Below are 17,300 nucleotides of genomic sequence, written 5' to 3'. Positions count from 1 at the left end.
GGTCGCCCGCGGCGGCCTGAGCCCGAAGATCCCTGCGCCGGGCAACACGGTGCGCCTGCTCGCCAGTTCAAGCCAGCGCAATCGCAAGAATCCGCGCCGACGGCCGATGTCAATTTTCGAGCCTCGTTCGACAAGCTGGGTAGCATGCATGAGTGCGCGCTTCAGAGTCGAGAACGGGGCAGGCGGACATGGCGGATCTGACGGCAGGTCAACGGGAAAAGCTGACGTTTCTGACCGGGATCGATGAGAACGGCGCCATCGCTGAGAACACCTTCCAAACTTGGAGCGTGGGCGATAATCTTGGCCGGGTTTGGCTTTCCAAGTGGAACAACGACGAAAACGGCGCGGTCCGTTCTCCAACGAGTGCCGCGGGCACGCCGGGCGGCACTGTCAACTACGCTTTCTCGCTCGACCTCCCGGATGAGGCGAAGGCTGCCTACGAAGCGGCCCTGACCCTCTGGTCCGATATCGCGAACATCCAGTTTCGACAAACAGATGACGTCGCAGCCGCCAGCTTGCGTTTCGATAATCTCGATGGCGGCGGCGGGATCACCTTCTCGCCCGCCAACGGTTCCTCCCTGACGGGCGTTGGCATCACCGAGATTCCATCACAGAACGCTCCGGATACGCGAGGCGGACAAGCCACTGTCGCAGTCAGTGCGCCGGCTGAACATTTCAATAGTTTTGCCCCGGATCATGCCGGCACGCTAACCACGGTGGTCCACGAGGTCAGTCATGCCCTGGGCCTGGGCCACGGGGGTCGATACAACGGCGACGATTTCGAGCGTCAGACGGACGTTTACGACAGTGAACTCTGGACGATCATGTCCTATGCCAAACCGGACGACACGACGCAGCCATTCAATGCGCTGAGCGAAGTCAAAGGCACGAACTGGACGACCGTCAATTCGGGAGAGACTTACGGACTTCACTCTCAGACGCCGATGATGCTCGACATTCCCGCGATGCAGCGCCTCTACGGCCACTCAACGAGCAGCACCTTTGCCGGTGGCCAGACCTACGGCTTCAACACGAACATCTCCGGACTGTCTCGGCAGTTTTACGACTTTACGAACAATCAAGATCCCGTTCTGACGATCTACAATCGCGGAACCGACAACACGCTCGATGTCTCCGGCTTCTCCACCAACAGCACGATCAACCTAAATCCGGGAACATTCAGCAGCGCGAGCACGAACGGAACACTGGTCAACAATATTGGGATCGCCTTTGAAACGCGGATCGACCAAGCGATCGGCGGAAGCGGAGACGACACGTTCTTCACGAACGGAAACGGCAACACGATCAACGGCGGCACCGGCTTCGACACGGTGCGCCTTGTCGGAGTCGAGGGCGACTATACGATCGCGCAGGACTCGGAGGGTGCGACGCTCGCCGTCAACAGGCTGAGCGGCACCACCGACCGGTTGCTCAACGTCGAGGCCGTCGAGTTTGCCGGGCCGCCGATCTGCTTCACCACCGGCACCCGGATCGCGCTCCTTCGCGGGGGCGTCTCGGTCGAAGTTCCGGTCGAATCCCTGCGCGTCGGCGATGTCGCCGTCACCGCGAGCGGCGAGCGGCGCACCATTCGCTGGATCGGCCATCGCCATCTGGGCTCGTCCGAGAAGCCCATCAGTGCAGACCAAGCCCCGATCCGCATCCGCTCAGGCGCTTTCGGTCGGGACGGCGAGGGCCGTGCTCGCCCGACGCGCGATCTCCTGCTCTCCCCCGGTCATCCCGTCCTAGTCGAGGCGGCCGATGGCGGCGAAGTGCTGGTGCCGATCCTGTGCCTGATCAACGGGACTACCATCACCCGAGAGCCGGCGGTTGACGTGACCTACTGGCATATCGAGCTCGATGCCCATGACATCCTGTTCGCCGAAGGTCTGGCGGCGGAGAGCTATATCGACGGAGGCGATCGCGCCTTCTTCGTCGAGGCGTCCGACCACGCGCTCCACAATCCCGATTTCGTACCGCCGGGTTGGGGCGGCCGCTGCCGGCCGGTGCATGTCGCAGGTCCGGTGGTCGAGGCGGAGCGCGCTCGTCTGGATACCCTCTTCGCCCTCGACCTCGAACGGGCCTGCCTCTGGGCCGCCAACCCCTTCGAGGGTCTCTCGATGTAAGGCGATCTCCAAATCCGCTTCACGCCTCCTCAAGTTTTTCCAACGGCAGGGCGGTCGATCCTCGACCTTTCTCCCAGATGACGCGGCGCGGCGGCTTCGCTACGGTGCCGGCCAACAGCCGCGCCTCGAGGCGCGCGATCGCATCGGACAGGGAGTCGAGTGGGATGAGCGCGCAAGCGAGCGTCGCCGAGGTCAAGCGCGATAAGCCGTGGATCATCCGCACCTATGCGGGGCATTCCACGGCGGCGGAGTCGAACAAGCTCTATCGCGGCAACCTCGCCAAGGGTCAGACCGGCCTCTCGGTCGCCTTCGATCTGCCGACGCAGACCGGCTACGACCCGGACCACGAACTTGCCCGCGGCGAGGTCGGCAAGGTCGGTGTCTCGATCGCACATCTCGGCGACATGCGGGCCCTGTTCGACCAGATCCCGCTGGCGCAGATGAACACCTCGATGACGATCAACGCCACGGCGCCGTGGCTGTTGTCGCTCTATCTCGCGGTGGCCGAGGAGCAGGGCGCGCCGCTCGCGGCACTCCAGGGCACCACGCAGAACGACATCATCAAGGAATATCTCTCGCGCGGCACCTACGTGTTTCCGCCCGCGCCGTCGCTTCGGCTCACCAAGGACGTGATCCTGTTCACGACCAAGAACGTGCCGAAGTGGAACCCGATGAATGTCTGCTCCTACCACCTGCAGGAGGCGGGGGCGACGCCGGTTCAGGAACTATCCTACGCGCTGGCCATCGCCATCGCCGTGCTCGACACGGTGCGCGACGACCCCGATTTCGACGAGGCCAGCTTCTCCGACGTCTTCAGCCGGATCTCGTTCTTCGTGAACGCCGGCATGCGGTTCGTCACTGAAATCTGCAAGATGCGCGCCTTCGCCGAGCTGTGGGACGAGATCGCCCAGGAGCGCTACGGCATCACCGATGCCAAGAAGCGGATCTTTCGCTACGGCGTACAGGTCAACTCGCTCGGACTGACGGAGCAGCAGCCCGAGAACAACGTCCACCGCATCCTGATCGAGATGCTGGCGGTGACGCTTTCCAAGCGCGCCCGCGCCCGCGCGGTGCAGCTTCCGGCCTGGAACGAGGCGCTCGGCCTGCCGCGTCCGTGGGACCAGCAATGGTCGATGCGGATGCAGCAGATCCTCGCCTTCGAGACCGACCTGCTGGAATACGACGACATCTTCGACGGCTCGACGGTGATCGAGGCGCGCGTCGAGGCGCTCAAGGAGCAGACCCGGGCCGAGCTTACGCGCATCGCCGAGATCGGCGGCGCGGTCACGGCGGTCGAGGCGGGCGAACTCAAGCGGGCGCTGGTCGAGTCCAATGCCCGGCGCATCTCGGCGATCGAGAAGGGCGAGCAGATCGTCGTCGGCGTCAACAAGTGGCAGCAGGGCGAGCCCTCGCCGCTGACCGCCGGGGACGGTGCGATCTTCACCGTCTCGGAGACGGTGGAGATGGAGGCCGAGGCCCGCATCCGCGAGTGGCGCGCCAAGCGCGACGACCGGGCGGTCGGTCAGGCGCTCGCCGATCTGGAACAGGCCGCGCGCTCGGGCGCCAACATCATGCCGCCCTCCATCGCCGCCGCGAAGGCGGGTGTGACCACCGGCGAATGGGGCCAGCGCCTGCGCGAGGTGTTCGGCGAGTACCGCGCGCCCACGGGCGTGACGCTGCAGACCGTCACCTCCGGGGCGGCGGAGGATGCCCGCCTGCTCATCGCCGATCTCGGCGAACGGCTCGGCGAGACGCCGCGCCTCGTCGTCGGAAAGCCGGGCCTCGACGGCCATTCCAACGGCGCCGAGCAGATCGCGCTGCGCGCCCGCGATGTCGGCTTCGACGTGACCTATGACGGCATCCGCCAGACGCCGACGGAGATCGTCGCCAAGGCGAAGGAGCGCGGGGCCCACGTCATCGGCCTCTCGGTGTTGTCGGGCAGCCACGTGCCGCTGGTGCGCGAGGTGAAGGCCAAACTGCGCGAGGCCGGGCTCGATCACGTGCCGGTCGTCGTCGGCGGCATCATCTCGACCGAGGACGAGCTGGTGCTCAAGAATATGGGCGTCACCGCCGTCTACACGCCGAAGGACTATGAGCTCGACAAGATCATGGTCGGGCTCGCCAAGGTGGTGGAGCGGGCGCTCGACAAGCGCGCTGCCGATCGGGCTGATACGGAAGCCGGTGTGCCGGGCGCGCCGAAGCGGAACGAGGGCGCGGCGCAGGTCTTCTGAGGTCTGTCGCGATGAGCCGGGAGCGGTGACGAACGGATCGTCATCACTCCCGGCATCGAACGCCGCGCGAAGAGCCCCTCAGTACCGAACGAAGAGATTCAGCGAGAGGATGTGATCCAGCTCGGTCCCGCCGGCCTGCGTCCGGGCAGTCTGATTGAGGTAGCCGATCTCGACCGTCGATTTTCCGCCGATCGGCAGCTCGAGGCCGATGAAGGCCCGGATGCGGTCGAAGCCGGCACGGGCCCCCCAATCCGTGTCGTTCAGGGCCACGAAGAGTTCCGTCCAGCCAACGGCCGAGACACTGCCCCAGTCCTGCGGCAGGGGCACCGCGAAACGCACATTCTCGCGCAGCCGGAACCCCACATCCCGCCCGGTGGATTGCCATCGCTGCTCGAAGCGGGTGCGGGACGAGACCTTCACGCCCGAGACCTCTCCGATCTTCCAGTTGATCTCCTGAAAGCTGCGGTCCTCGATCCGCACCATGTCACGCATGCCGTGGTCTTCGACATAGGCGTAGCCCTGGTAGAGCACGAGCGCGTCGTTGACCTTCCAACCCACCGCCGGGCGAAGGATGAGCTGGTCGAGTTGTGAGATGCCGTTGCCGATGCGCGGCTGAACTTCCGCGAAGTAGGCCACATCGCCGACGGACCCGAACAGGCTCGTGTTGATCCAGAGCTGACCGTCCTGCACCGGCTCGGCGGAGGTCCGCGCCCCTGTCGCGATCAGGCACAGGGCAGCGAGGAGAAGACGCGTATGTCGGATCACGATCCACTCTCCGCCCGCGGCATCGCCCGCCTTCGGCTTACGGCGTCAGGCCCGGAATGGGATTGTCCGGTCTCCGAGCCTATCGTCAAGCTCACCACGGGGCCGCATGCGATCAGAGTCCCGAATGGGCTCGGGTCGAGACTACTTTCAACGCGAGGCGTTCGCTAACGGGTCAGCCGCCGCCCGTAGGAATCGTTGCAACGACGCAGGCCGACGATGACGGAGCATGGCCGGCCCGCTTGCCATTAGGGTTCTTCCTGCGCCCACATCGCGTGTGCGCAGGCTGAAACGCTGCGCGTCAGCGAACGCCGCCGCTGGCGTTGATCACTTCACCCGTCACCCAGCGGGCATCGTCGGAGGCGAGGAACGCGACGACCCCGGCGATGTCGTCCGGCTGGCCGGCTCGGCCGAGCGGCGTCTGTGCGACGAAGCCGGCCTCCATCTCCGAGCCGGCGATGCCGGCAGTATGGGTGCCCTCGGTCTCGACGTAGCCGGGGCTGACGACGTTGACCCGGATCTTCCGCGGAGCCAGCTCGTTGGCGAGGACGCCGGAGATCGCGTTCAAAGCCCCTTTGGTCCCGGTATAGACCGCACTCGTCGGCGTCAGCACGTCGGTGACGGCGGACGAGATGTTGATGATGCTCCCGCCTTCTCCCAGGTGTTTGGCTGCCGCCTGAGTCGCAAGCAGCACACCCAGCACGTTGACGTCGAAGAGGCGGCGGTAATGCTCTTCGGTCACTTCCTCGATCGCAGCGAATTCGTAGACGCCGGAATTGTTCACCAGCACGTCGAGCCGACCGAATCGCTGCACCGCAGCCTCGACTAGGTTCTGCGCCTGCGCGGCCTGCGAAACGTCGGCCTGGACCGCGACGGCCCGGCCGCCGCCTGCCGTGATGGCATTGACGACGGCATCCGCGCCGGCCTTGCTCGATGCGTAGTTGACGATGACGGCCGCGCCGTCCTTCGCCAATGCCTTTGCGATGGCGGCGCCGATCCCCTTCGACGCGCCGGTCACGACCGCGACCTTGCCCTCAAGCTTTGACATCTGTGCTAACCCTTCGACATGGGCCGGCGCCGATACGGTCGCCTCAGTCCCATAGTTCGGGATTTCGGAACTACCGAAGCGGGGTTCAAGCCCCCATATGGGTAAATCATGAGGCCCCTGTTTCACCCCGCGATCGAGGACGTCCCGCCGGAGGCGATCCTCCACGCCCTGTCCGATCCGCGCCGGGCGGCCATCTTCGCCCGGATCACGAAGGCGGGGTGCGTGGAAGCCTGCTCGTCCCTCTCATCGGTGGGCGATCAGGTGATCCCGAAATCGTCGCTGTCGAGCCACTTCAAGGTGCTGCGCGAGGCCGGCTTGATCCGCTGCGAGCGGCACGGCGTCGAGATGCGCAACCACTCGCGCTGCGCGGAAGTGGAGGCACGCTTTCCCGGCCTGCTCTCCGCGATCATGAACGCCTATGCGGCGCGGGCTTCGTGATCGTTCACGGATAACGAGGCCGCCGGGCGGGCGGCATGCGGGCGTGGCCCATCCTGCTTGACCGGCCGCCGCTGCGGGTGCCAGAACCCGCCGCTTCAAGCGGGATGCGAGATCGCCTCGGCCCAGACTTTCTTTCCAGGGACCCGCGCCGATGGCTGCGTTCACCGAACTCGTGTTCTCCGGCGTCCAGCCGACCGGGAACCTGCACCTCGGCAACTATCTCGGGGCCATCAAGCGCTTCGTCGAGATGCAGGAGCGCGACGCGCAGTGCCTCTATTGCGTGGTCGATCTCCACGCGATCACGATGTGGCAGGATCCGCAAGCGCTGAAAGGTCAGATCCGCGAGGTCACCGCCGCCTTCCTCGCCGCCGGTATCGATCCGAAGCGCTCCATCGTCTTCAACCAGTCCCAGGTGCCGCAGCACGCGGAACTCGCCTGGATCTTCAACTGCGTTGCCCGACTCGGCTGGCTCAACCGCATGACGCAGTTCAAGGACAAGGCCGGCAAGGACCGGGAGAACGCCTCCATCGGTCTCTACGATTACCCCGTGCTGATGGCCGCCGACATCCTCGCTTATCGCGCCACGCATGTGCCCGTGGGTGAGGACCAGAAGCAGCACCTCGAACTGACCCGCGACATTGCGCAGAAGTTCAACAACGACTTCGCCGGGTCGATCCTCGCGCATGGCCATGGCGAGCAGTTCTTCCCGATCACCGAGCCGCTGATCGGCGGGCCGGCGGCGCGCGTGATGTCCTTGCGCGACGGCACCAAGAAGATGTCGAAGTCGGACCCGTCCGAGTATTCGCGCATCGCGCTCACCGACGACGCGGATGCCATCGCCCAGAAGGTGCGCAAGGCCAAGACCGATCCGGAGCCTCTCCCCTCGGAGGTCGCGGGCCTCGCCGGCCGGCCGGAGGCCGACAACCTCGTCGGCATCTTCGCGGCCTTGCGCGGCATCACCCGCGACGAGGTGCTGACGGATTTCGGCGGCGCGCAGTTCTCCAGCTTCAAGCCGGCCCTGGTCGATCTCGCCGTCGAGACGCTTGCGCCGATCGGTGCCGAGATGAAGCGGCTCGTCGCCGATCCGGCCTATATCGATTCCGTCCTCGGAGACGGCGCGAGCCGGGCCGAGGCGATCGCGGCGCCGACGCTGGATGCCGTCAAGGACATCGTCGGCTTCGTCCGGCGCGGGCCGGCACTCAGGGCGGTTTAAAGCGCTTTCCGACGAAGTGGACACCGGTTCGGCGAAATAAAGCGTGGCAAAACAGGAGGTTAGAGGCGTAATCCGACCAAACGTGGTCGGGCACGGCTCTAGCGGTTTAGCGCCGTCACCGCCGGGGCTCGTCCTTGCGCAGGTGGCGGCCATAGGCCTGTTCCTTCTCCTCCCGCTCCTTGATCAGGTCGGCATAGGCTTGGCGCATCTCGGGGGAAACGCTCACGCTCTTGCCCTTGGCGGGCTTGCGCTTGGGCGCCTTCTTGAAAGTGTCTGAGGTGTCGGCCATCGGTTTCGCTATCCCCCTTCGCGAACCATCCTATCATAACGCAAGCGCAATGCCGGTTTAAACGGAGCGGCTACCGGCGAGGCGATGGGACTGCTAAATACCGGCGGACCCAAGGCCGGAGGATCTGTACCCGGCGGCCGACGACGATTTCGAGAAGACCCATGGAAAAGTTCACGACCCTGGAGGGCGTCGCCGCGCCCATGCGGATCATCAACATCGATACCGACCGCATCATCCCCAAGCAGTATCTCAAGACGATCAAACGCACCGGGCTCGGCCAGGGCCTGTTCTCGGAGATGCGCTACAACGATGACGGCTCGGAGAATCCCGATTTCGTCCTCAACCAGCCGGCCTACCGCCACGCCAAGACCCTCGTGGTCGGCGACAATTTCGGCTGCGGCTCCTCGCGCGAGCACGCGCCCTGGGCGCTGGCCGATTTCGGCATCCGCTGCGTGATCTCCACGAGCTTTGCCGACATCTTCTTCAACAACTGCGCCAAGAACGGCATCCTCGCGATCGTCGTCTCGCCGGAGGATCTGGAGAAGCTGTTCCAGGACGCGGAGCGCGGCGCCAACGCGACGCTGACGATCGATCTGGCGGCGCAGACCATCAAGGGCCCGGACGGCGGCACCCTGCATTTCGACATCGACGAGGGCCGCAAGCACAACCTGCTCAACGGCCTCGACGAGATCGGCCTGACCCTCGACCAGAAGGCTCGGGCGATCGACGCCTACGAGGCGAAAGTCGCTCAGCGCGAATGGGCCTGACCCGCGGCTAACGCTGCGCCCTGCCCAGCAGGGCGAGCACCCGCGCCGCCTCGATCAAGGCGTCGGCCCAGAGATCGAGCGCGGGCCGGCGGCGCCCTCCTCCGGCCGTCGGTCGCTGTGTGCGCGGCGGCATCGGAATGTGCAGGAACACGACCGGCCGCCCCGTCGCCAGAGCGCGGTAATACGAGGCGTTGCACAAGTAGCGTCCGGCATCGCGGGAAGCGGCGGCATCGAGGCCGACGCGCCTCAAGGCCACCCGTACCTGCGTCGCCGCCGCGCTGGGCCGCTGCGCCGGGCCATCCGGATCGAATGCCAGAAAACACCCTACCGCTCCGCTTGCGTCGGGAAACAACCGGCTGACCCGGTTGACCGCGCGGGTCTCGACGCAGACGCGGGGCCGACGCGCGGCGACGCCGATCATCAGCACGGCGCTTGGCCCCCTGGCCAGGGCCGGAGCGAGCTGCGTGTGGAGGGCGTCGTAGCGCGTGTCGAGCACGAGGCAGTCCGGCGTGTGGCCGAGGACGCGGCGCAGATGCGGAAAGGCCGCCAGACGCCGCGCGAGGCGGGCGCTCGGGTTGTCCGGCACGGTCGGGAACGGGCCGAAGCCCGTGATGAGCAGACGGCTCACAACCCGATCAGGGTCGCGATCGCGTCGGCACCGGCCGCGGGCGAGTGCTCGCCGCCCGCGACCGCTCGCTCCGCCTCGGCGGTGGCTTGGCGCACCTCGGCGCTGCCGATGAGGCGCTGATGCAGCCGCTCGTGAACGAGCGCCCACATCCACTTCACATCCTGCTCGCGGCGCTTGCCCGCGATCTCACCGGTCGCGGTGAGCTTGGCGCGGTGATCCTCGATCCGGCTCCAGAGGGAATCGAGCCCCTTGCCGTGAAGGCCCGAGATCGTGACCACCGGCGGCGTCCACGTGGCCGACGGTGGGGTCAGGATGTGGAGCGCGGCGCGGTATTCGGAGGCGGCGGCACTCGCCCGGCGCTCGCCGTCGCCATCGTCGGCCTTGTTGACCGCGATCATGTCGGCGAGTTCCAAAATGCCCTTCTTGATGCCCTGAAGCTCGTCGCCGGCGCCGGGCAGCATCAGCACGAGGAAGAAGTCGGTGAGGTCGGCTACCGCCGTCTCCGATTGGCCGACGCCGACGGTTTCGACCAGGATCACGTCGAAGCCGGCCGCCTCGCACAGCAGCATGGTCTCGCGAGTCTTGGCCGCGACGCCGCCGAGCGTGCCCGAGGAGGGCGAGGGCCGGATGAAGGCGTTGCGGTCGATGGCGAGCCGCGCCATCCGCGTCTTGTCGCCGAGGATCGAGCCGCCGGTGCGGGTCGAGGACGGATCGACGGCGAGCACCGCCACCTTGTGGCCCGCCGCGGTCAGGAGCGAGCCCAGGGCGTCGATGGTGGTGGATTTGCCGACGCCGGGCACGCCGGTGATGCCGACGCGGATCGCCCGCCCCGTCTGCGGCAGCACCGCGTCGATGAGGTCGCGCACCGCCGCCCGGTGATCGGCCCGGCGCGACTCGGCCAGCGTGATGGCGCGAGCCAGCGCCGCCCGGTCGCCGGCCAGAAGCCGCTCGCGAAGTGTGTCCATGTCGGGAAGGGTCGTGCTCATGGCTCCTTCATGCCGGGGCGTCGGGCGGGCGTCGAGTGCCCAAAATCCCAATCGTGCCCCGCCACGGTCAAGATCGTGCGCGAAGGAGGAGCGCCCAGCGCCGGCTTGCCACCGGAGCGGGATTCCTCGGGGACTCGAAACCGCTCATGCAGCCCTCCGACGCGACCCGCCGCTCTCTCCTGCGCCTCATGGGGTTGGCGGGCGTGGCCGGACTCTCCCCTGCCCTGTCAGGTTGCGTGATGGACGGGCTCGCCACCGGCGCCGTCGGCGAGACGCAATCGGCGCTCGACGTGAGCCCGGTGCTCCTCATCGCCACCACCCGTCGCCCCGCCGCCGGCAATCCGCCGAAGGCGCCATTCTTCGGCTCGGAGCGCGGCCGGGGCCTGAGCTTTGCCGAGGCGCGCATGACCGCGCCGGACCGCTCGCTGATCGGCAAGGTTTCGGCGGTGGTGGGCGGCGATTGGGGCGTCCGCTCCGTCGGCGACGTCACGACGGGGTCGGGCGCGGCGGCAGCCTTCGCTCAATCCGCCTTCGGCCGCGACGTGCTGATCTACGTCCACGGCTACCGCGAGAGCTTCGAATCGGCCGCAATCAGCGCCGCCCGCCTCTCCGACGGCATCCGCTTCAACGGGGCCTCGGCCCTGTTTACATGGCCCTCGGCCGCGGCGACCTTCGATTACGGCTACGACCGCGAGAGCGCGCTGTGGTCACGCGACGCGTTCGAGGACCTGCTGAAGACCGTGGCGACCACGCCGAGCGGCGGGCGCATCCACATCGTCGCCCACTCGATGGGCACGCTCCTCACGCTGGAGACGCTGCGGATGCTGCGGGCCGAGGCTGGCGAGGCGGCGGTCGCCCGGATCGGCGCCGTGGTGCTTGCCGCGCCCGACATCGACATCGACCTCTTCGCCAACGGCGTCGAGCGCCTCGGGCCGGACGCCAAGCGCATCACCGTCATCTCGGCGACGAACGACCGCGCGCTCGAACTCTCGGGCGCCATCGCCGGCGGCGTCGTCCGCGCGGGTGCCGCCGACCGGGAGCGCCTGGAGGCTCTGGGCGTGCGGGTGGCCGATGCCTCGGATTACGGCGGCGGCCTCTTCAACCACGATCTGTTCCTGTCGAACCGCGAGGTTCAGGCCGTCGTGAAGCGGGCCGTCTCGCGAGGCAGCAGCGGCACCTGAAGCAAATTCGCGAGCGTGGATCGCCGCTTTGCGGCGATTGCCCTGAACGCGCGGCTTTCGCCCATCGACGAATCCGGCCCCGGCGTCCTACAAGCGCCGCCGAACCCGGCCAGTCCGGTGCGGGTTTCCCGCGCAGCGCCGCCCGTCGGCCCGCGGCTCTTTTCCCTCTTTCGAGGACAGTCCCCATGTTCACGCTCGAGATCGACGGCAAGGCGATCGCGGTCATCAACGGCGACGAGGCGACCGCCCGCGACCTGTTCACCTGCGACGGCTTCAAGGAAGACATCCGGACGATGACGATCGACGGCACGCCGATCTGGAACGGCACGTCGGATCTGACCGTACGCAAGGCCAGCGAGGACGAGATCGAAGAGTTCGAGGACGCGCTCGCCTCCGATGACGGCGAGGGCGATTTCGAGCCCGACGCGCAGCACGAAGCGGAAGGCGACGCCTCGGACGACGAGGACGAGGCCGACATCGTCTTCCTCGTGGACATCGACGACGAGGACGAGGATCAGACGCTCGACGCGTAACGGAACGCGGATCTCCGCGTGAGGACAGGCCATGCTGGCCATTTCCGCCGGCATGGCCATAGGATCGGGCGGCGTAGCTACCCCTCCCGCACCACCTGCATCGACGTCCCCGCCGATTCATCCTCGCGGATCGGCTCGCAGCGCCCGCCGAGATGGCGCGCCAGGAAGTCTTCCGCACGGGCGAAGAAGGCAAGCCGGTTGGCCGGGCGCACGAGGCCGTGGCCCTCGTCCGGGAAGAGCAGGTAGGTGACGGGGATGCCGCCCCGCTCCATCGCCGCGACCATCTGGTCGGATTCGGCTTGGCGAACCCGCGGATCGTTGGCGCCCTGCACGATCAACAGCGGCGCCTTGATCCGGTCGGCGAAGTAGACCGGCGAGCGCTCGCGGATCAGGGCCATGCCCTCCTCGGTGTCGGGATCGCCGATGGCGCGGTGGAGCTGCGCCCGCATCGCCTCCCAATAGGGCGGAATCGTCCGAACCAGGGTTTCGAGGTTGGCCGGGCCGACGAGGTCGATGCCGCAGGCGTAAGATTCCGGATTGCGAGTCAGCGCCATCAGCGTGGCGTAGCCGCCATAGCTGCCGCCCATGATCGCCACCCGCGCCGGATCGGCCACGCCCTGCGCCACGGCCCAGGCGACGGCATCGCTGAGGTCGTCGTCCATCCGCCGACCCCATTCGCCGTCACCCGCATTGAGGAAGGCTTTTCCGAAGCCGGTCGAGGAGCGGAAGTTGACGCTGAGCGCGGCATAGCCGCGATTGGCCAGCCATTGATGGATGCCGTCGAAGCCGAAGCTGTCGCGCGCCCACGGGCCGCCATGGACCAGCAGCACCAGCGGGCCGGGGCCCTGCGCATCGAGCGGGCGGCTGAGATACGAGACGAGATCGAGGCCGTCGCGGGAGCGGATGATCGCCGGGCTCATCGGGGCGAGCGGCGCACCCTCCAGTTCCGGCCGGGCGCTGCCGAGCGAGCGCAACGTCTTCGCCCGCCGGTCGTAGAGTGCGGCTTCGCCGACGCGGGTGTCGGCGCGGGCCACCACGATCCAGACGGAATCGTCCTCGGTGCGGCTCGCCGGATACCAGTCGCCGAGCCCCTGTGTTTCGAGGAAAGCGAAATCGTCGGTAAAGCGCGGGTCGAGCACGTGCCAGGATTTGCGGGCATGGGTAACCGAGTAGGCCACCGGCTCGTGCGTCTCGGCATCCTGCAGCACGGCGCCGATATCCGCCTCCTCGTGCGCGGCGAGCACACGGGTCTCACCGGTGGCGAGATCGATCCGGGTGAGCGCGGCGGTGTTGCGTCCGCGGCTATCGCGGCAGAACAGGGCGGTGCCGGCGGCGTCGAGGTTCTCCGCGCCCGACACACGGGCATCTTCGGGCGGGAAAGTGAGCCACGGCTTCCAGTTCGCGCCGTCGGGGGCGATCAACTGGCTCGACCCATCCGGAAGGTTGCGGAAGGCAAAGCGCACGGCGTAGCGCTCGTCGATCAGGAAGCCGGCAAAGCCCGGATTCTCGATGACGAGACTGCGTTCGCCGGTGGCGAGATCGATGCTGTGCAGGTCGTGGAAGCGCGCGTCGCGGTCGTTGATCGCGACGAGCACGCGGTCGCGCACGATGCGGCTGAGGCCCACGATCGCCGCGGCGATGCCAGGGATCGGCGTCAAGTCGCGCCGCTCACCCGTGGTGAGATCGACGGCGTAGAGGTGGTGATTCTCGTCGCCGTCCGCGTCCTGCACGTAGAGCAGGTGGCGCCCGTCATAGGCGAAGGCATAGGCGTCGATGCCGCGGCGCCGGTCGGTCGTGACGGGCACAGCCGCATCGAGGTCGTCGATCGGCGCCGACCAGATGTTGAGCACGCCCTCATGGGGCGCCACCCAGCCGAGGCGGCGCCCGTCGGGGCTGATCTGATGGCCGTAGCGCGTCGGGTTACCGAAGAGATGCGCGCGCGGGATCAGATCGACCATGACGTTTCCTCGTTTCGGGTGCCCGCCGTCCGAAGGCGGGCCGACCGTGCGAGGAAACTATCGCGGGATCAGCCGAGCACCACCACTTTCGCGCCGACTTCGACGCGGTTGAACAGGTCGATGGCGTCCTGATTGATCATGCGGATGCAGCCCGAGGACACGCTCTTGCCGATGGAGTGCGGCTCCAGCGTGCCGTGGATGCGGAACAGCGTGTCCTTGTTGTTCTGCCAGAGGTACATGGCCCGTGCGCCGAGCGGGTTGCGGCTGCCGCCGGGCACGCCCAGGCCGCTCTGGAGCTTGTCGACCTCGCGGGCGAGGTCTGGCCGGCGGGCGATCATCTCCTTGGGCGGATACCAATCCGGCCACGCCTGCTTGGAGTTGACGGTGGCGCTGCCCGACCAGGAGAAGCCTTGCTTGCCCACGCCGACGCCGTAGCGCCGCGCCCGGCCGTTCGGCAGGACGAGGTAAAGGAAGTGCGCCTTGGGATCGACCACGATGGTGCCCGGAGGCTCGTTCGTGCGGAAATCGACCTCCTGGCGCAGGTAGATCGGGTTGAACTTCTTGTAGGGAATCGCCTGGACCGGGAACGGCTCGTTGGCGATCGCCGCATAGGCCCGCGTGTAGTCGATCGGGCCGTTATCGGGCTCCTGCGGCGGCACCGGATACCCGGCCTGCTGCTGGCGCGGCGTCTGGTTCGGCGCGTCGGCGGCGGACGGCTCGCCGGTGCGCTCGGCCCGGCGGCGGGCATATGCCTCGGCGTCGAGATCCGTCTGCGAATCGGGCACCGGCCGGCCGTTGCTCACTCGGCCGTTATAGGGAACGTATTGCCCGCCCCGGCGGCGGTAGAGCTGGCCATTGCCGTCCTGATAGAGACGGTCGTCGTCGAACCCTTCGAAACTCTGGGCGAGGACGCTCGCCGGCAGGCTCGCGAGCCCGAGGCTCGTCACGGCTCCGATGAGAAGCTTACGGCGGTTCTGAACTGACATGGATCGCTCGATCGAAGTGGCCGGGCCGGGAAACGTCTCCGGAATACGGGGAAACGGTCACGATCATCCGGGCCGGCTGAACTGCCCCGCTTGCTCCGTAGCAAGGAAGCGGCCGGGCGTCAGGGCCGATCGCAACCGCCACGCCTCCTGCACCGGCAAGTGTGCGAACATTGTGTCCGAAAGGTTACACGCACGCCCGCCATGCGCCGAATGAGGGGCTTTAACGATTTCGTAAAAAACGTGCGGATTCCGAGGCGAAATGTGGCCGGCGGGAATTGCATTGGCCGGGCCGGTCTCTAGATCAAGCGTAGCCGTTCGGCCCGACCACGGACCCCATCCCTTGCGCGCCTCCCTCCTCCGCATTTCGTTCGGATTGCTTTGCCTTGGCCTGATGCTGCCCGGCGAGGCCATGGCCGCCCGCAAGGCGGCACCCTCGCGCCCGGCGAGGACAGCCGTCGCGCAAGCCGCGACGCAGCCGCTCGCACCGCAGACCGCCTGGACCGCCGCCGAGTCCGCCAATTGCAACCGCGTGCGGCGCAAGCTCTGGCAGGCGGACGAGGGCTGGATCGTGAAGACTGTCACCGTCTGCCACTGATCCGGTCCGACGCAGGCTATGAGGCCCATCGCTCGAAGCTGCTTTGGCAGCTTCGCGGCGCGAAGAGCGCCGCGCGGAGCGGGCTTTTTGGGCGTGCGCCCCGGAAAGCGTCGAGCGGAGCGACAGCCTCAGGCCGCGGAGGCGGCCGCCGGCGCTTGAAGCCGGAAAAAACCGCGCGAGCGCTTCAAGCGATCGCGAATCACAGGAGATCCGGGCCTGCGGCCGGGACGCTCTCGAAGCCGGCGGCCTAACCCGCTACAAACCGCGCGAGGCGGCGACGGTCGCGGCCCCGGTAGCGGTGAGTGGCGTCTCCAGTGATCCGCGTTCTCCATACGGGCGACTGGCATATCGGCCAGACGCTGCGCGGCTTCTCGCGCGAACGCGAGCACGACGCAGTGTTCGGCTGTCTCGAGAGCATCGTCGTCGAGCGCGAGGTCGATGCCCTCGTCGTGGCCGGCGACGTGTTCGACAGCCAGAACCCGTCCGGCGAGTCGCAGGCCCGCTTCTACACCTTGATGGCGCGCCTCCACGCGGCACGGCCGGCCATGACCATCGTCATCACCGCCGGCAACCACGATGCCGCCGGGCGGCTCGAAGCGCCGCGCCCGCTATTGGAGGCCATCGGCGTCCACGTCGTCGGCAATGTCCGCCGCCGCGACGGCGCGATCGACCTCGACCGGCACCTCGTGCCGGTTCGCTCGGCCAACGGGGACGTGGCCGCACAGGTGCTTGCCGTCTCCTATCCCACCGCCGCCTGCCTGCCGCCGCTCTCGTCGCTCGGCCAGCAACCCCGCATCGGCGAGACCTCGCCGATCGTGCGGGCGGTGCGCGACCTCTACGGCCAGCTCTTCGAGGCGGCCCGGCCGCGGCTCGTCGGCTTGCCGCTCCTCGTCACCGGCCATCTCCATGTGGCGGGCGGGCTCGAATCGGAAGGGGCGGAGCGGCGCATCCTCGTCGGCGGTGAGCATGCCGTGCCCTCCGACGTGTTTCCGGAGGAGGCGCGCTACGTGGCGCTCGGCCATCTCCACCGGGCGCAGGCGCTGGGCCGCGGACAGGTGCGCTATTGCGGCTCGCTGATCCCGCTCTCGGCCGCCGAGCAGCCCTATCGCCACGGGGTCACCCTGGTGACGCTCGGCACCGGCGCGGCGGAGATCGAGCATATCGAGATCCCCCGCCCCGTCCCGTTCCTGCGCCTGCCGCCATCGGGCGACATGCCGCTGGCCGATCTCGGCGACCATCTCGCCGCCCTGGCGCTCGACCCCGACCTGCCGATGGAGGCGCGGCCCTACATCCAGGTCCGGCTCGCCCGCGAGGGATTGCTGCCCGGCTACCGCGCCGAGGTAGACCGCATCGCCGAGAGCTTTCCGGTCCGCGTCGTCGATGTGCGAGTGACGGTGCCGCCGCGGGCCGCGATCGCGATCGTGGAATCCGATGCACCGCCGCCGCGCCTGTCCGAGCGCGACCCGGAGGAGCTGTTCCGCCTCGCCTACCGCGCCAAGTGGGACGAGGAACCCGAGCCTGCCCATCTCGACGTGTTCCACCGCGCACGAGCGGAAGCCTGA

At 67.7% G+C, this 17,300-nt stretch carries 16 protein-coding genes; 9 read left to right on the top strand and 7 right to left on the bottom strand.

Going from position 1 to position 17,300, the window contains the following annotated elements; all coding sequences use genetic code 11:
- Nucleotides 1–188: 188 nt before the first annotated feature.
- Together ASF53_RS19260 and ASF53_RS19255 are read left to right on the top strand one after the other, a co-directional pair.
- Entirely contained in the window at nucleotides 189–2,123 is a 1,935-nt protein-coding gene (locus ASF53_RS19260) for a Hint domain-containing protein (protein ID WP_056202336.1), read from the top strand.
- 164 nt (nucleotides 2,124–2,287) lie between these two features.
- Nucleotides 2,288–4,354: an ethylmalonyl-CoA mutase gene (locus ASF53_RS19255; RefSeq protein ID WP_056202334.1), complete on the top strand. Its 2,067-nt coding sequence runs from the start codon at nucleotides 2,288–2,290 to the stop codon at nucleotides 4,352–4,354.
- 78 nt (nucleotides 4,355–4,432) lie between these two features.
- On the opposite strand, the gene ASF53_RS19250 is transcribed toward ASF53_RS19255, so the two are convergent.
- Together ASF53_RS19250 and ASF53_RS19245 are read right to left on the bottom strand one after the other, a co-directional pair.
- Nucleotides 4,433–5,119: a DUF2490 domain-containing protein gene (locus ASF53_RS19250; RefSeq protein WP_056202331.1), complete on the bottom strand. Its 687-nt coding sequence runs from the start codon at nucleotides 5,117–5,119 to the stop codon at nucleotides 4,433–4,435.
- A 298-nt stretch (nucleotides 5,120–5,417) separates the two neighbouring features.
- Nucleotides 5,418–6,164 carry a glucose 1-dehydrogenase gene (locus ASF53_RS19245; protein WP_056202327.1) on the bottom strand — a complete coding sequence of 249 codons (747 nt, stop codon included), beginning with the start codon at nucleotides 6,162–6,164 and terminating at the stop codon, nucleotides 5,418–5,420.
- Nucleotides 6,165–6,272: 108 nt separating this feature from the next.
- Here ASF53_RS19245 and ASF53_RS19240 point away from each other — a divergent pair, with 108 nt between their 5' ends.
- The gene (locus tag ASF53_RS19240; RefSeq protein ID WP_056202322.1) at nucleotides 6,273–6,602 is read left to right on the top strand and encodes an ArsR/SmtB family transcription factor; all 330 of its coding nucleotides are present in this window, start codon (nucleotides 6,273–6,275) and stop codon (nucleotides 6,600–6,602) included.
- A 151-nt stretch (nucleotides 6,603–6,753) separates the two neighbouring features.
- Nucleotides 6,754–7,815, top strand: coding sequence for a tryptophan--tRNA ligase (trpS, locus tag ASF53_RS19235; protein ID WP_056202319.1), 1,062 nt, complete (start codon nucleotides 6,754–6,756; stop codon nucleotides 7,813–7,815).
- 115 nt (nucleotides 7,816–7,930) lie between these two features.
- On the opposite strand, the gene ASF53_RS26360 is transcribed toward trpS, so the two are convergent.
- Entirely contained in the window at nucleotides 7,931–8,104 is a 174-nt protein-coding gene (locus ASF53_RS26360) for a hypothetical protein (protein WP_003597291.1), read from the bottom strand.
- Between the two features lie 161 nt (nucleotides 8,105–8,265).
- Between ASF53_RS26360 and leuD the strand changes: the two genes are divergently transcribed.
- The gene (gene leuD, locus ASF53_RS19230) at nucleotides 8,266–8,871 is read left to right on the top strand and encodes a 3-isopropylmalate dehydratase small subunit (protein WP_056202316.1); all 606 of its coding nucleotides are present in this window, start codon (nucleotides 8,266–8,268) and stop codon (nucleotides 8,869–8,871) included.
- 7 nt (nucleotides 8,872–8,878) lie between these two features.
- On the opposite strand, the gene ASF53_RS19225 is transcribed toward leuD, so the two are convergent.
- Nucleotides 8,879–9,499, bottom strand: a complete 621-nt coding sequence (locus ASF53_RS19225; RefSeq protein WP_056202313.1) for a pyroglutamyl-peptidase I — start codon at nucleotides 9,497–9,499, stop codon at nucleotides 8,879–8,881.
- Complete coding sequence (meaB, locus tag ASF53_RS19220; RefSeq protein WP_056202309.1) at nucleotides 9,496–10,485, bottom strand: methylmalonyl Co-A mutase-associated GTPase MeaB; 990 nt, start codon at nucleotides 10,483–10,485, stop codon at nucleotides 9,496–9,498. Before meaB ends, ASF53_RS19225 begins: the two co-directional genes overlap by 4 nt.
- A gap of 146 nt (nucleotides 10,486–10,631) precedes the next feature.
- Between meaB and ASF53_RS19215 the strand changes: the two genes are divergently transcribed.
- On the top strand, nucleotides 10,632–11,666 hold the full coding sequence (locus ASF53_RS19215; RefSeq protein ID WP_056202308.1) for an alpha/beta hydrolase: 1,035 nt from the start codon (nucleotides 10,632–10,634) through the stop codon (nucleotides 11,664–11,666).
- 185 nt (nucleotides 11,667–11,851) lie between these two features.
- Nucleotides 11,852–12,199 carry a hypothetical protein gene (locus tag ASF53_RS19210; protein ID WP_056202305.1) on the top strand — a complete coding sequence of 116 codons (348 nt, stop codon included), beginning with the start codon at nucleotides 11,852–11,854 and terminating at the stop codon, nucleotides 12,197–12,199.
- A 77-nt stretch (nucleotides 12,200–12,276) separates the two neighbouring features.
- Here ASF53_RS19210 and ASF53_RS19205 read toward each other — a convergent pair whose 3' ends face one another.
- Both ASF53_RS19205 and ASF53_RS19200 read right to left on the bottom strand, forming a co-directional pair.
- Nucleotides 12,277–14,157 (bottom strand): S9 family peptidase, encoded by a 1,881-nt coding sequence (locus ASF53_RS19205; protein WP_056202303.1) that lies wholly within the window; start codon nucleotides 14,155–14,157, stop codon nucleotides 12,277–12,279.
- 68 nt (nucleotides 14,158–14,225) lie between these two features.
- Entirely contained in the window at nucleotides 14,226–15,143 is a 918-nt protein-coding gene (locus tag ASF53_RS19200) for a L,D-transpeptidase (protein ID WP_056202299.1), read from the bottom strand.
- Nucleotides 15,144–15,483: 340 nt separating this feature from the next.
- Here ASF53_RS19200 and ASF53_RS19195 point away from each other — a divergent pair, with 340 nt between their 5' ends.
- Together ASF53_RS19195 and ASF53_RS19190 are read left to right on the top strand one after the other, a co-directional pair.
- Nucleotides 15,484–15,738 (top strand): hypothetical protein, encoded by a 255-nt coding sequence (locus tag ASF53_RS19195; protein ID WP_056202296.1) that lies wholly within the window; start codon nucleotides 15,484–15,486, stop codon nucleotides 15,736–15,738.
- Nucleotides 15,739–16,052: 314 nt separating this feature from the next.
- Nucleotides 16,053–17,300, top strand: coding sequence for an exonuclease SbcCD subunit D (locus ASF53_RS19190; protein WP_056202293.1), 1,248 nt, complete (start codon nucleotides 16,053–16,055; stop codon nucleotides 17,298–17,300).

Origin of the sequence: Methylobacterium sp. Leaf123, assembly GCF_001423405.1 — a bacterium.
Taxonomy (GTDB): Bacteria; Pseudomonadota; Alphaproteobacteria; order Rhizobiales; family Beijerinckiaceae; genus Methylobacterium.
Note: the sequence above shows the minus strand (reverse complement) of the source record. Positions and strands in the feature narration are given on the sequence as shown.